This is a genomic window from Photobacterium sp. GB-1 (assembly GCF_003026165.1).
In the GTDB taxonomy this organism is placed as follows: domain Bacteria; phylum Pseudomonadota; class Gammaproteobacteria; order Enterobacterales; family Vibrionaceae; genus Photobacterium.
Genome location: NZ_PYOB01000017.1, coordinates 32,654 through 45,739, shown reverse-complemented (window position 1 = coordinate 45,739; position 13,086 = coordinate 32,654). Strand labels below are relative to the sequence as shown.

12 protein-coding genes are annotated in these 13,086 nt (G+C 37.6%); 4 read left to right on the top strand and 8 right to left on the bottom strand.

The window, feature by feature from the left end:
* Positions 1-56 precede the first annotated feature (56 nt).
* The gene (locus C9J45_RS15315; protein ID WP_045152230.1) at positions 57-545 is read left to right on the top strand and encodes a CreA family protein; all 489 of its coding nucleotides are present in this window, start codon (positions 57-59) and stop codon (positions 543-545) included.
* A 70-nt stretch (positions 546-615) separates the two neighbouring features.
* Here C9J45_RS15315 and C9J45_RS15310 read toward each other — a convergent pair whose 3' ends face one another.
* The 3 genes from C9J45_RS15310 to C9J45_RS15300 all read right to left on the bottom strand — a co-directional run bounded on the left by C9J45_RS15310 (position 616) and on the right by C9J45_RS15300 (position 2,492).
* Positions 616-894 carry a molybdenum cofactor biosynthesis protein gene (locus tag C9J45_RS15310; protein ID WP_107207051.1) on the bottom strand — a complete coding sequence of 93 codons (279 nt, stop codon included), beginning with the start codon at positions 892-894 and terminating at the stop codon, positions 616-618.
* Positions 895-1,358: 464 nt separating this feature from the next.
* Positions 1,359-1,892, bottom strand: a complete 534-nt coding sequence (mog, locus tag C9J45_RS15305; protein WP_107259863.1) for a molybdopterin adenylyltransferase — start codon at positions 1,890-1,892, stop codon at positions 1,359-1,361.
* A gap of 147 nt (positions 1,893-2,039) precedes the next feature.
* Positions 2,040-2,492 carry an isoprenylcysteine carboxylmethyltransferase family protein gene (locus tag C9J45_RS15300; protein ID WP_107292735.1) on the bottom strand — a complete coding sequence of 151 codons (453 nt, stop codon included), beginning with the start codon at positions 2,490-2,492 and terminating at the stop codon, positions 2,040-2,042.
* Positions 2,493-2,622: 130 nt separating this feature from the next.
* On the opposite strand from C9J45_RS15300, the gene C9J45_RS15295 reads away from it, so the two are divergent.
* Positions 2,623-3,144, top strand: a complete 522-nt coding sequence (locus tag C9J45_RS15295) for a M48 family metallopeptidase (RefSeq protein ID WP_107292734.1) — start codon at positions 2,623-2,625, stop codon at positions 3,142-3,144.
* 86 nt (positions 3,145-3,230) lie between these two features.
* Positions 3,231-3,581 carry a hypothetical protein gene (locus tag C9J45_RS15290; protein WP_005364069.1) on the top strand — a complete coding sequence of 117 codons (351 nt, stop codon included), beginning with the start codon at positions 3,231-3,233 and terminating at the stop codon, positions 3,579-3,581.
* 58 nt (positions 3,582-3,639) lie between these two features.
* Here the strand turns inward: C9J45_RS15290 and C9J45_RS21680 are convergent, their stop codons facing one another.
* Together C9J45_RS21680 and C9J45_RS15285 are read right to left on the bottom strand one after the other, a co-directional pair.
* Positions 3,640-3,777: a hypothetical protein gene (locus C9J45_RS21680; protein ID WP_181316924.1), complete on the bottom strand. Its 138-nt coding sequence runs from the start codon at positions 3,775-3,777 to the stop codon at positions 3,640-3,642.
* A 203-nt stretch (positions 3,778-3,980) separates the two neighbouring features.
* A complete protein-coding gene (locus C9J45_RS15285) occupies positions 3,981-6,767 on the bottom strand; it encodes a pitrilysin family protein (protein ID WP_158260227.1) in 2,787 nt (928 codons plus the stop codon).
* Positions 6,768-7,163: 396 nt separating this feature from the next.
* On the opposite strand from C9J45_RS15285, the gene C9J45_RS15280 reads away from it, so the two are divergent.
* Positions 7,164-7,586, top strand: a complete 423-nt coding sequence (locus C9J45_RS15280; RefSeq protein ID WP_005364059.1) for a DUF3010 family protein — start codon at positions 7,164-7,166, stop codon at positions 7,584-7,586.
* Between the two features lie 187 nt (positions 7,587-7,773).
* On the opposite strand, the gene C9J45_RS15275 is transcribed toward C9J45_RS15280, so the two are convergent.
* The 3 genes from C9J45_RS15275 to C9J45_RS15265 all read right to left on the bottom strand — a co-directional run bounded on the left by C9J45_RS15275 (position 7,774) and on the right by C9J45_RS15265 (position 12,858).
* Positions 7,774-10,329 (bottom strand): glycosyl hydrolase family 18 protein, encoded by a 2,556-nt coding sequence (locus tag C9J45_RS15275; RefSeq protein ID WP_107290725.1) that lies wholly within the window; start codon positions 10,327-10,329, stop codon positions 7,774-7,776.
* A gap of 388 nt (positions 10,330-10,717) precedes the next feature.
* The gene (locus C9J45_RS15270) at positions 10,718-11,266 is read right to left on the bottom strand and encodes a rhodanese-like domain-containing protein (RefSeq protein WP_107290724.1); all 549 of its coding nucleotides are present in this window, start codon (positions 11,264-11,266) and stop codon (positions 10,718-10,720) included.
* A gap of 149 nt (positions 11,267-11,415) precedes the next feature.
* The gene (locus C9J45_RS15265; RefSeq protein ID WP_107292732.1) at positions 11,416-12,858 is read right to left on the bottom strand and encodes a helicase HerA-like domain-containing protein; all 1,443 of its coding nucleotides are present in this window, start codon (positions 12,856-12,858) and stop codon (positions 11,416-11,418) included.
* Positions 12,859-13,086: the final 228 nt, after the last annotated feature.

Genomic DNA, 13,086 nt, shown 5'->3' with positions numbered 1-13,086 from the left:
CGATCTACCGTAAATAAAAACAAATCGATTACGGCGAATAGACTAAGGAGAGAATAATGAAAAAAGCCATAATGGTGGCAGGATTGGTAGCATCAGCGCTATTAACAAGTGGTTGTTCAGATAATGAAGTTGGCGATGTATCACTAGGGGTATTTACCACCAAAGATATTAAATTAAATACTTTAGTTGACCCATTAGTGCCCGGTGTTACCTGTCATATAGCAAGTATTGAGGCAGATTTAAGCCTTGCAGATCCATCCGATTCATCGATTTCATGTCGTCAAACAGGTGAAATAACACCTGATATGATTGCAAAAATAGACAAATCGAAATCGGGTGAAGTGGTATTTAAAAAGTCGAAAAGTATTTTCTTTAAAACAATGAAAATTCGTCGTATTTATGATCCTGCTTCTGAAACATTGATGTATTTATCATACTCAACAAAAGAAACATCAGGTAGCTACAAGCATAGCTTATCAACTGTGCCTCTTTGGGGAACGAAAGCTTACGTACCCAAAGACGTAACACCACAATCTGCGCAGTAATATCGGTTTATACACCGCAACCATGTACTTTTAACATACATGGTTGCGGTATTCTGATAAAAAAAGTAATTTAAAACTTGTTAAATCGACCTTTAACCATGATCGAGCCGATCAATGCCATTACAAGGCCCGTTAATAACACCACAAAGTTTTTATGACGCTCAGCGGCTAAAACTTTTTCTGCATAATTTGCATTAGGCAAATCAGTACTGCTCGCATGAATATATGCACCCATTTCCATTAGTACGTGCTCTTGTCCGACCATACCACTTAAAGAAATACTTGCCCATAATAGCGATACAACGCCAATTGAAATTGAAATAAAACCCCAGCTTTGTTTAACATCCATATTCTAGCCTGCTTTAAAAACCATAAAACATACTGTTTATTTATATAATGGATAAATACACAGTATGTGTAATAAATATCAGAGATGTTCCTCTTTGGTCGCATAGAATATTATAATAGCAATTGAAAAACAAATGATTAATATAAAGTCAAATACTGTTCAAAAAGGCACCAAATATAAGTTTAAGTATATATTTAAAAAACAAAAATAACTAACTATATGTTTTTAAATGATTTTATTTTTTACGTGTTTTTTTTGAATTTCAGTTTTGAGAATATGAATAAATAATTTTGGAATTCATATTTATATTATGCTTAATTTCGTGAGCAAGTACTAATTTCATTTACAAAAAAATAACAAGAAAAGATATGGAACTCATAATACTGTATATATATACACTGCCTTTTTACTCTGGCTAAATAAAAAAGTAACCATAAGGTTACTTTTTTATTTATAGCGCTATATTACTTCTGTTTTGGTCTAAAAGGCTTTATCACCGCATCATCACATTCTAAGAATGGACCATCCATTAAATCAATACAGTATGGAATTGCAGGAAAAACAGCATCTAAGCATTCGCGAATCGATTTAGGCTTACCTGGTAAATTAACAATTAAGCTATCGCCACGTAAACCCGCAGTTTGGCGAGACAATATCGCAGTGGGTACAAACTTAAGTGATTCAGCACGCATCAATTCACCAAAACCTGGCATCATACGATCGCAAACCGCTTCAGTCGCTTCAGGTGTCACGTCACGCTTAGCAGGGCCAGTGCCGCCTGTCGTAACAATAAGGCTGCAATTTTCTTCGTCTGCCATTGTAATAAGTGTTGCTTCAATCACATCTTGCTCATCAGGGATCACCTTATAAACAGGCTCCCACTCTGAGGTTAAATAATCATTTAGCGTATCGATAATCGCTTGGCCTGAAATGTCTTCATAAATGCCAGCACTTGCGCGATCACTTACCGTAACAATACCAATTTTCGCTTTGCTCATTCGTTTTCCCTCAGTTTTCTTTTGTCTCTTTATTACTTAATCTTTTAAGTAATAAACTCACGTGCTCGCAAGTGTAAGGAAAATGACGTCGAGGTAAACCGTTATTTTCCTTACACTCTCTATTATCAATTAATATCGTCTGACGTATTAGCACCAGCGACGAACATTTCTGCAATATTGCAGATATTCTTCACCAAACATCGCGAGTAATACCTCTTCTTCTGGCTCTATTTGAAAATTGTTCATCACCCATATAAAAACAGGTACGATCATAAAGCAGCTCAGCGCAGAAAAATAAAAAGCAGCAGCTAACAAGAAAAAAACTAACCCTATATACATTGGATTCCGCGTAAAGCGATAAATACCGGTCGTCACCAACCGTGATGTTTTCTGTGGATGGCGGGGATCAATTGTTGTATTGGCCTTTGCAAACGCAATTATCGCTGTAAATCCTGGGATAACGCCAATAAAACACAACACCGAAACCAGAAAACTCTTACCACTAAAGTCAATGGTTAGAATCGGATAAAAGCGAGAAAGTAAGTACATGGCTAACACGGATAATAACAATAATATTGGAGGTGGGAGACGCAACGACATACAGAAAGCCTTCTAAAAAAAATTAAGATATCACTTTGATATTATAGATATAATTACATCCAGTAGATATTTTATTTGCCTCAAATGCGATCAACTTATAGCATGACCGTTTTATCTATTTTGTCACGTTATGCAGCCACTAAAATATCTACAGGGTTATCCAACTCATCTTACTGATCAAGTACAACAGCTTATCGATAATGATACGCTCAAGACACTGCTTTTAAAGCGCTACCCGACGCCACATAACATCAAAACAGAAAAAGCACTGTATGATTATGTCGTTGAACTTAAAAATGCCTACCTAAAAAAATCAGCGCCGATCAGTAAAGTCGCTTACGATAATAAGATCAACGTTATTAATCATGCACTAGGCCTACATACCTTCATCTCGCGTGTCCATGGAAGTAAGCTAAAAGCCAAGCATGAAATCCGTATTGCTTCCGTTTTTAAGTCTGCGCCACTTGAATTCCTACGTATGATTGTGGTTCATGAATTGGCACACTTGCGAGAGAAAGAACACAATAAAGCGTTTTACGCATTATGTTGCCACATGGAACCTCGCTATCATCAATTAGAATTTGATATGCGTATGTACTTGACCCAACTCGAACTATTAGGTCCAATTTATTCTCAACCGAAAAACGATTAAGGCCATGACTGCTCTTTCTATGGAAAAATTAGGTCGTCGATTTAATTACGATTACAATAGCGGAAAACGCCACAGAGATATTAAGCATGCAACAAGAAGAATTTGAGATTTTAGTAAAAGAATTGGCAGCACTCGATAGCGTTTCAGCGATCCTAAATGCGTTGAAAGACAACGATGAGCCTGAAATTGCAGAAACGGCAGCAGCAATGATTGGTCACTTTAGTCTTGCTGAAATCGACGGACAACAGCGTATTTACCACGTTTTCACTCAAGAAAACGACCAAGGTGAAGAAGAAGAATTTGCCGAGTGGGTAATGAATGCTAATGATGAGCTGATGCGCTTCATTGCATGGTTCTTCTACACGACCTTTGAAATTAACGATAAAGAAACGTATCAAGCTGCAGGTCGTTCGTACACACCTGCAAAACGTAGCTAATACGAAAGAATTTACACCGCCAATAACGTTCTTTTATTGGCGGTTTCTAGCTACACACTTATTCTTCTTCATCTTGAACACGAGGCACCCAGTTACATAACGTAAGCATTTTGATTATGGCATCATATTCTTCGTTATTTTCAGTATCATTAAGACGTTGAAGGTAAAATTGCGACATCACATTCGTTATAGTCATAACGGTTCTCCTCTCTAGAAACTGTACTCAGTTTGCTAAAAATAACCGTAACTAAAAACAGAACAAATGCGATTTTCCCCTTCCCTATTTCACCATTATCGATGCAATTACACTGACTAAAACGTCATGAATATAGAAATATGGAACAGTTTTCTAGTTTTATTATCCTTATTTAATTTAAAAAGCTTTATCACTGAAAAACGCTAAGGTAAAACAGTTAAAGTGACCTGCCCCGCATTTTTTAAATAGTGGTTAATCAATGAGTCAATATAAGCCTTATCAATTTCATCAACCACAGTTTGTGGCTCTAGAACTGCACCGATAGGAAAGCCATTGATAAAATCTCGATGAACAAACCAAGCCCGATCTTTCGGCAACTTATCATTATCAAGCATCGCTAAAACTAAAGCTTTTTTATGCTCATCCAACTCAAATTGCGGTACTCCTGTTTTATAAAGATCAGCTAATGCATACTCCACCGCCTCAATACCTTTTTTTGCATCTTTTTTATCAGTTACCACGTTTATCTGACATCGTGCATAATTACTTCCAGGTGTTGCAGAGCCACACCAAGCGTTAGGTGAATAGGTCAGCGAGAGTTCTTCTCTAACATAGGTAAGCATTTTTCTTTGTAAGATTCGAGAGATAAGATCCGATGCATATATATCTTTAATATTCGGTTCTGTTGCCTCAAAAATAAAATTAAACACTAAATCTGCACGATCTAATTTATTAATTCCCCTTTTTAAACTCACTTTCTTATTTAAAACGGGTTGTTTTTTCGTTGTATATTGATGCTTTTTGCCTTCTGGTAAGCTACCTATATATTTTTCTATTAAGGCTTTCGCTTTTAACGGTTCAAAATCACCAATTACAGTGAGTTTATACCCATTCGCATGACCAAATAACCGCTTATATACAGTTTTGACTTTGTCTTTATCAAGATCATATAACTGTTTAAGTGATAACTTACCTTCATAAGGATTATGTGAAAACAAGTCACCTTTCGTGACCGACTCAAAGTTAGGATCATTATTTCTGGTCCATTGAATCATAGATTGCTTAACATGATGAAACACAGTGTCATCAATTTCTCCGTTTAACATAGCAGCATAAATACTCGACATCGCAAAATCTAAATTGTCTGCCACCGTTTCTATCGTGAAGCCTTGTGTAGTATTGCTAATATAAGGAATTAGCTGAGTATTATTGAGTTGAAACAACTGTGTCGTTTGCTGATTCGTCATACCTGACAAACCACTGTTAAGATATATATCAGTTAACGCAACAGCAGCAGCTCTATATTTAGGATCAAGTATTGTAATACCACCTGGCGCTGAAAATTCTAAATACACTTTTCCATCAGCACTGGCATCAGGCTGTAATAAAACCGCGACGCCATTGTCTAAATGTAATTCTTGCATATTATATTTAGGATGATCACTACTTTTAACAATTTTTCCTAAGGAAGGTAAATTGACGATTAATGCTTTACTCTCTGTGACCAAACTACCATTAGGTAGACTCTGCTTAGTCAAAAGAATCTGCTGAATATCAGCAATAATCTTATCTGTATCAGGAGCCCCTGCCCCTTTTGTATAAAACGCGCTAAATTGTGGGTTAACTAATACTTCAGACGTAAAATTATTAATTTCATCTAAACGTATTTCAGCTAAAAATTTTTTCGCTAAAGTGTTATCTAACGATGGAGAAACATTCACTTTATTATGTATTAATGAATCTAACGCTCTGTTTATAATATCAACTGATTTCTGATTTTTATAATCAACATTTGATTTTATTATCTGTGCTGATAATAAATTTTTTTGTAGCTCAAACTCTTCATTGGTGAAACCATATTGATGTAATCTAGCCACTTCACTTGCTAAAAATTTTATTGCTCCGCTTCTATTCTTATAAAAATTATCATGACCAACACCTAATGAGTAAACCCACTTATTACCGGCATCATTCGGTGTCCCAAGATAAGAATATGCATATTTATAAGGTGTTTTTAACAACTCATTACTTCGCGTTAAACGATGATTAATCAATTGATTCAAAAAGTTAACTAATCTATTATGATAATCATCTTGATACGTTTTATATTGATAATCTGACAAATTAAATACAAGCGATGACGTTTCTTCTTTTATCTGTGAGCTAAAAACGGTAAAAGGCGTTTGCTTAAAGGTTGGTAAATGCGGTGGTTGTTTCAACTCTAATTGACGATACCCTTTAAAATCAGAGAACTGTTCTTTTATAAATTTAACTGTGGTCTTCTCTTTTACATTTCCTACAATTAAAAGCTCCATATTAGTAGGGTGATACCAACTATCATAGTAAGCCTTAAGACCTTTATGTGTAGCTTTCTTTATACTATTAACTGTACCTGTTATTTTCTGATATTGATATTTAGTTCCCTCACCAAAATTCTCCATATAAGCAATATAAGGATTATCAATTAAATTAGCACGAGAATAAATTTCACCTTGGACAACACCAATCTCTTTCGCTATTTCATCTTGTTCCAAATTTATTTGATAACTAATATCAGCTAAATATTGTAAAACTTTTTTTAATAATTGCTCATTACCCTCAGGAATGCTTAGTTGATAGACGGTATTTTCAAAACTTGTAAAAGCATTTAGATCACGGCCAAACTCTAATCCAGCTTGCTCAAAAAGCCTGATAATTTCGTTTTTAGGAAAATGTTTTGTGCCATTAAATGCCATATGCTCAAGCAAATGAGCATAACCTTTTTGCTGATCCGTTTCTTGTACAGAGCCCGCTTTAACGCGAAGGTATAACTGTATTCGATCGCTTTGCTCATCAACTGGCAATATGTGATATGTAAAACCTGTAACAAGCTTTCCAGTGATCCAAGCCGGATCTTGAGGTAATAATAAATGATCACTATCAGCTCTTGCGTTAACCGAAACAACCATGGTTAACAATAATAGCCCTAAATGCATGATTGGTTGTTTCATACAACGCACTAAAACATTGATAGCTAAATCTAGCTTTGCTGTATCAGAGCCATTCTTTCTACAAAAAAAAACCGATATTACCCTTAAAAAGTTAAGAAACATTGTCACTACTACCACGCAAAATACTTAGTAGTAATTATTCATATTACTTTTTAACAATCTTAAAATGATTTGATTTTTACGATGTAGTTCATCATAAAATAATGCAACGCTATACCATTACGAAAAAATGCGTTTACATATCTTATTCATTTCCCCTCTCTTTCATTGTCCTTTACGAAGACTCACTCATTAGGCGCCTCTAACTCAAAGAACGATAAAAATGTAATAGGTACTAACAGCAAATCACTTTTTCGCCTACAATAAGCGCCAAAATATTCAGATTCAGGTGTTAACATGAAAATTTGTGCTGTTGAGCTACGTAGTAACGAAGCGGTTATTTGCCTTCTTTCACTTCAAAATGGCATGTTCGATATTCCACAATGTCGTACACAAAAGTTCATCATGGAAGATTCTCTAGATAACCAACAAATGCGTGATTTCCAATTCGCATTTAAAAAACTACTGGATGATTACCAAGTAGATAAAGTTGTAATCCGTAACCGTGAAACGCGTGGTAAGTTTGCAGGTAGCGCAGTAGGCTTTAAATTAGAATCAGCTATCCAGCTTATTCCAGATGTTGATGTTAACTTCATGACCAATGCTGACATAAAGCAAAAGCTAAAGCGTAATCCAATGGCGATTGATTTCCGTGATACCGGTTTACGTCAATTCCAAGAAGCTGCATTTACAACAGGCTACGCATTTCTTAGCCGTTAATACATTAACTAACATAATGTAATCAATATCTTAAAGGCGCTTTGCTTAATGCTTAGCGCCTTTTTTATCCGCATAATAAAAAATCCCCTGAGACACTAAATGTCTCAGGGGATAATTACTTAAAGCATTTTGTAATGGCTGATGAGTAGATTATTGCTGCACTATTACCAGCTCATTAATTTTACGCTTATTGACAGTTAGCTACGCCAACTTCTTTCCATACACCCCATTGACCAGATTTCGCAGGGTCTTCGCCACGTGTCCACCACTTAGCTTCCCAAACCTTACCATCTTTAGTCGCTTGGTCACCGCCAGTGTAAACTGTTGCTGCGTCCCATGCGTTATCACATGTATCAACAGGTGGCTCTACCGTTGTATGTTTAGCAACAACAACTGTCGCTGAAGCGCTTGAGCTTGCTTCACCATCAGATACCGTTACAGTAAAGACTACGTTAGTGTCTTGCGAGTACTCAGCCGCAGTAAATAGTACTTGTGAACCATTAACTGTTGCATTAACACCAGCTGGTAATGTCCAATCAAATGTTAGCGTATCACCCGCATCTGCATCAGAAGAAGCTGATGCATCAACAACAACTACATCGCCAGCGTTTGCTGTTTGTGGTGCAGTTACACTTGCAACTGGTGCCGTGTTTGTTGGTGGTACGACAACATCTTTAGGGGTTACAGTGACAACAACAGTATCTGATGACGATGCACCTTTGTTATCTGTTACTGTTAGTTTGAACGTTAATTGCTCAGCTTCTACCACTTCTGCAGCGACAAAACTTGCTGTAGCAGAATCAGCACCAGTTAATGCTACCGCTGTACCTGATACTTGCTCCCAAGCATAACTAGCAATGCTACCATCTGAGTCTTTCGAGCTTGAACCATCAAGTGTTACAGATGCAGGACCTGAAACCGTTTGATCCACGCCAGCTGCTGCTGTTGGTGCCTTGTTTGGCTTATCAATCACCGCGCCCGATACACCTTCATGCATTGCATTTAGGATATCACCGTTATCCGCATCAATTTCCCATGAGAATAAACCAGCAAGGCCAAGTGATTTAACGTAGTTACCTTTAGCTTTAACAGAACGCTCATCATCAAATGTGATCAAGTCACCTGTTGAACGATTCCACACATACGGTGCTTCTGCTTGCTCATCGTAACCATATTCAAAGCCATTGATACCTTGGCTGTTAGCACCAAGCATGTATGATTTAATGCCTTTGTAATCAATAACGCCGTCTTCCCAAACACCTTGAGCTTTGCTGCCCGTCAGTTTGCCAGTACCTGTACCTGTCATTGGATCTGTTGGATCTGTTAGCGTATCAGGTGTTACACCCGTCCAACCACGACCATACATTGCAGCACCAAGAACCAGTTTATTAGCAGGAACGCCCTGATCGAGCAGTAACTGAATACCAATATCAGAGGTGTATGCAGGTCCTTTGTACGGTTCGCCATTTTCATCTAGACCAGTACCGTCACACTGACCAGGACGCATGAAGTTACCACAGTAAAGTGCTGTTTGGTGACCAGGAACGTTGTTCCAACCGCCGTAGAAGTCGTATGTCATTGCGAAGATGTAATCCATGTATTGGATAGCTTCGCCATAATCAACGTCTTCAATTTTATCGTAACCAACACCGATTGCTGATGTTAGCTCATAAGTACGACCTGTATCAGCTTCTAGCTTATCAAGCATCGCACGCAGTTCACGCATTAACGCAATGTAAGCAGGACCATCTTTTACTACATCACCACGATCTGCTGCTTGGCCGCCGCCACCAGGGAATTCCCAGTCAATATCTACACCATCATAGAATTTCCATGTTTTTAGGAATTTCTCAACAGAGGCAACGAATGTGTCACGGTTTGCTTTATCTACAAAATCAAAGAATGGGTCAGACAATGTCCAGCCACCGATTGATGGGATAATTTTCAGATCAGGGTTACGCTGTTTCAATGCCATTAGCATTGCGTAGTTACCCTTGATAGGTGTGCTATATTCATGACCTGCTTGCTTAAAGCTCTTTTGGAATGCAGCCCATGGGTCATGGATAACAACTTCGTAATCATTAACACCTTTACACGCAGTTTGTAGTGCGTTGAAGCTATTACCACCTACCGATTTCACAGACTCGTTTGGACCACAAATTGGGATGAAGCCATAAAGAATATGGGTCAAGTTGTCTGCAGGAATGTTATCTACTGTATATTCACGGCCATAGATACCCCACTCAACGAAATACGTCCCCATAACAACGCTTGGGTCGGTATCAAATGATTTGTTGTTTGGATCAACATTCATTGCTAGAGGAGGTAAGTGTGAACCATCTGTATCTGCAATGGTGATTTGTGCTGGCGCACTTTTCGCACATCCTGTTTCGTCACAGGCTTCGATTTCCATTTGGTACAAGCCGCCTTGCTCGTACTCAAAAGAAGCGGTGGTTTGACTACCTTTGATTGGACCAGATGCGACCTTTTCACCATCAAAATAGATGTTGTAAGTATCGCCTGATTTACCACTCCATTGGTTAAATTTCACATTAATCTTAGCTTTGTCATGGTATTTAACCATGTCGTTATAGCCAGATGTTGTTTCCATCGCTAGCTCAATTTTAGAGAACTGAAGGTTGTTAGAACCATACAGATCAATGCTTGGTGCCGTAGGGGCCGCGAAAGCAGCGCCTGACAGTGCAAGGGATATTCCTGCTGCACAAAGGTTAAATCGAATCATAATCTATCTCTCAATCCTTGAATTTATACTCAACATTAAGCATATAATGCTTCTACGTCTGGTACAGGGTATGACTTTTTTTATTAGTAGAAACATGTATTCAGCATTTCAGAGACTGGCTATTTTTCAAAAAAAATAAGTCAGGGATCAATTCTTTTGCACAAATATTCGTACAAGAATTTCTAGATTTCATGGATTTTGCAACAAGAGGCAAACAATCAACAACATTTTGATAACATTTAACCGTATTAAAAATCCCCCTCGAAAAGCTATTTTTAGGCCAAAAAAAGTTTTTTTTAGAAGGAGAAAAACAAAGCCATCGATAACTTTTATAAAAAACAATATCAATAAACATTATTTATCAATGACTTAATTTTATATAAAACAGTTATATATGGCGTTTAATTGCAGAGAATCCGCCATCAATTTGAATAAAATGGCATTGTCGTAGTAATTTAAGCAATGAGATAGCAATCAAAGAACGGTATCCACCCGCACAATGGACAACAAAGTTATCTTTCTCTGAAGGCAGTTTGCCTTGCACAATATCGGATAACGGTAATGCCTCAGCATTAGGTAGCGCACCTTTTGCTATTTCATCTTGTTCACGCACATCTAAAATATTTAGATCTGATGCCTTCGTTACTAACGTTTCAGCAGATATATGTTCAACCTGAGACAGTGTCCCCTCAAGCGCTTGAAAACGGATATGGGTATAACCTAGTGATTGCAATGTTTCTTTTACTTGGTCTTGATTATTAGGTGAAGCAATAACGTCTAATTGAATGTTTTTATCCGGTAGCATTAATTCAAGCCACCATTTAAATTGTTTCCCGCCAAATCCAACAAATACACTACCTTCAACATGACCCGCTAAGAACTCATCAGAACTTCGCGTATCAATCAGGATTTTTTTTCTATCTGTAAAAATATGCACGTCTACTATTATCCTTTAAAAATAGAAGCTTAAGACCTTACGCTTTTCTTATAAAAAAGCCATGGGCTCAGTAACATATTTATCTACAACAATATAAGATTTACACCGTATCTCTTTATCGATAACACAGAAGAGATTTAGTCATCAAATTAACGCCGCTTGAATAACGCTCTTACGATTGCATTCGCAAGTTGCCTTAATAAGGTTTTAATAAACGATTCAGTGTATGTTTGGCGCTGAGAGCGACGAGGTTTTCGAATACTTGCACGTTCCTGTTTATCATGTTCAGCTTCTTGTGTTTGCTGCTTTTTCTGCTCTGTGCGCTTATTTAATATCTCATGGGCTGACTCACGATTCACTGCTACTTTATATTGCTGAAAATACTGACTGGCGTTTAGCATTTCAATGCGCTTATCAGCACGAATAGGCCCAATTTGCGACTCTGGAGGGCGAATAGTGACATGTTCAACTACCGATGGTACACCGCCCTCTTCTAATACTGATACTAGTGCTTCACCTACGCCTAATTCACCCAGTAAGGTAACTACATCTAAATTTGGGTTATCCCTAAATGATTCAGCTGCAACTTTTACGGCTTTTCTCTCTTTTGGGGTATAGGCACGTAACGCATGTTGAATGCGATTACCCAGCTGTCCTAATACTGAATCTGGAATATCGGTTGGATTTTGACTTACAAAATAGATCCCAACCGATTTAGAGCGGATCAAACGTACCACTTGCTCAATCTGATCTAAGAAGACCTTCGGTACATCATCAAACAGGAGATGAGCCTCGTCGAAAAAGAACACAAATTTAGGTTTATCGAGATCACCGACTTCCGGTAGGTTTTCATAAAGCTCAGACAACAACCATAATAAGAAGGTTGAGTACAACTTTGGTGATTGGATCAAGGTACTGGCATCAAGAATATTTATAATGCCTCGACCATCTGCGGCAGTTTTCATGAAATCATGGTAATCCAATGCTGGCTCACCAAAAAACTCGCTACCACCTTGGCGTTTAAAGCCCAATAAACGCCGCTCAATAGCAGCAATAGAGGACTTACTGATACGTCCGTACATCCCACCCAGTTGTTTTGAATTATCGCCTAAGTAATTTAGTGCGGTAGAAAAATCATCCAAATCCAACATCGGCATTTGATTTTCTTCTGCATATTCAAACGCTAAATTAATTAACCCTTCTTGGACATCATTACAATCTAACAAACGACTTAATAATAGCGGTCCCATGTCTTCTAACGTCGCGCGGATTTTTGCCCCTTCTTTCCCAAACAAATCCCAGAACTCAACGGGAAAGGAAGTAAATTGAAAATCATCAATACCAATTTCTCGACAACGTTTTTGAACAACTGCGTTATCAGTACCAGCCTTCGCCATACCTGATAAGTCACCTTTTACGTCAGCAAGAAAAACGGGGACACCAAGGGATGAAAAACCCTCAGCTAAACATTGAAGTGTTACCGTTTTACCTGTACCTGTTGCTCCAGCAATAAAACCATGACGATTGGCATATTTAGGATGGATCCCAATTTTGTTTTCGCCCTTACCGATAAGAATTATGTCACTTTTCATACTCAGAGATTCTCTACATTTTATGATTCTATCTTTATCAAACTTAGACTGAAGTCCTTAAAATTACGATAAATAATCATAAACATAGCGTTACTTTTGAGGTTAAATCGAAACTATTAATTTAGGTTTAAACATAAACAACATAGCTATAATGACGAACATGAATGGAATGACAAGAAGGGTAAGCTGATACCAACCAATCATGTTATTAAGCCTGCGATGCTAGCA

Coding starts and splice junctions, on each gene's coding strand:
- C9J45_RS15295 (WP_107292734.1), top strand. CDS start 2,623: ATGCAGCCACTAAAATATCTACAGGGTTATCCAACTCATCTTACTGAT.
- mog (WP_107259863.1), bottom strand. CDS start 1,892: ATGAGCAAAGCGAAAATTGGTATTGTTACGGTAAGTGATCGCGCAAGT.
- C9J45_RS21680 (WP_181316924.1), bottom strand. CDS start 3,777: ATGACTATAACGAATGTGATGTCGCAATTTTACCTTCAACGTCTTAAT.
- C9J45_RS15315 (WP_045152230.1), top strand. CDS start 57: ATGAAAAAAGCCATAATGGTGGCAGGATTGGTAGCATCAGCGCTATTA.
- C9J45_RS15300 (WP_107292735.1), bottom strand. CDS start 2,492: ATGTCGTTGCGTCTCCCACCTCCAATATTATTGTTATTATCCGTGTTA.
- C9J45_RS15280 (WP_005364059.1), top strand. CDS start 7,164: ATGAAAATTTGTGCTGTTGAGCTACGTAGTAACGAAGCGGTTATTTGC.
- C9J45_RS15310 (WP_107207051.1), bottom strand. CDS start 894: ATGGATGTTAAACAAAGCTGGGGTTTTATTTCAATTTCAATTGGCGTT.
- C9J45_RS15290 (WP_005364069.1), top strand. CDS start 3,231: ATGCAACAAGAAGAATTTGAGATTTTAGTAAAAGAATTGGCAGCACTC.
- C9J45_RS15275 (WP_107290725.1), bottom strand. CDS start 10,329: ATGATTCGATTTAACCTTTGTGCAGCAGGAATATCCCTTGCACTGTCA.
- C9J45_RS15285 (WP_158260227.1), bottom strand. CDS start 6,767: ATGAAACAACCAATCATGCATTTAGGGCTATTATTGTTAACCATGGTT.
- C9J45_RS15265 (WP_107292732.1), bottom strand. CDS start 12,858: ATGAAAAGTGACATAATTCTTATCGGTAAGGGCGAAAACAAAATTGGG.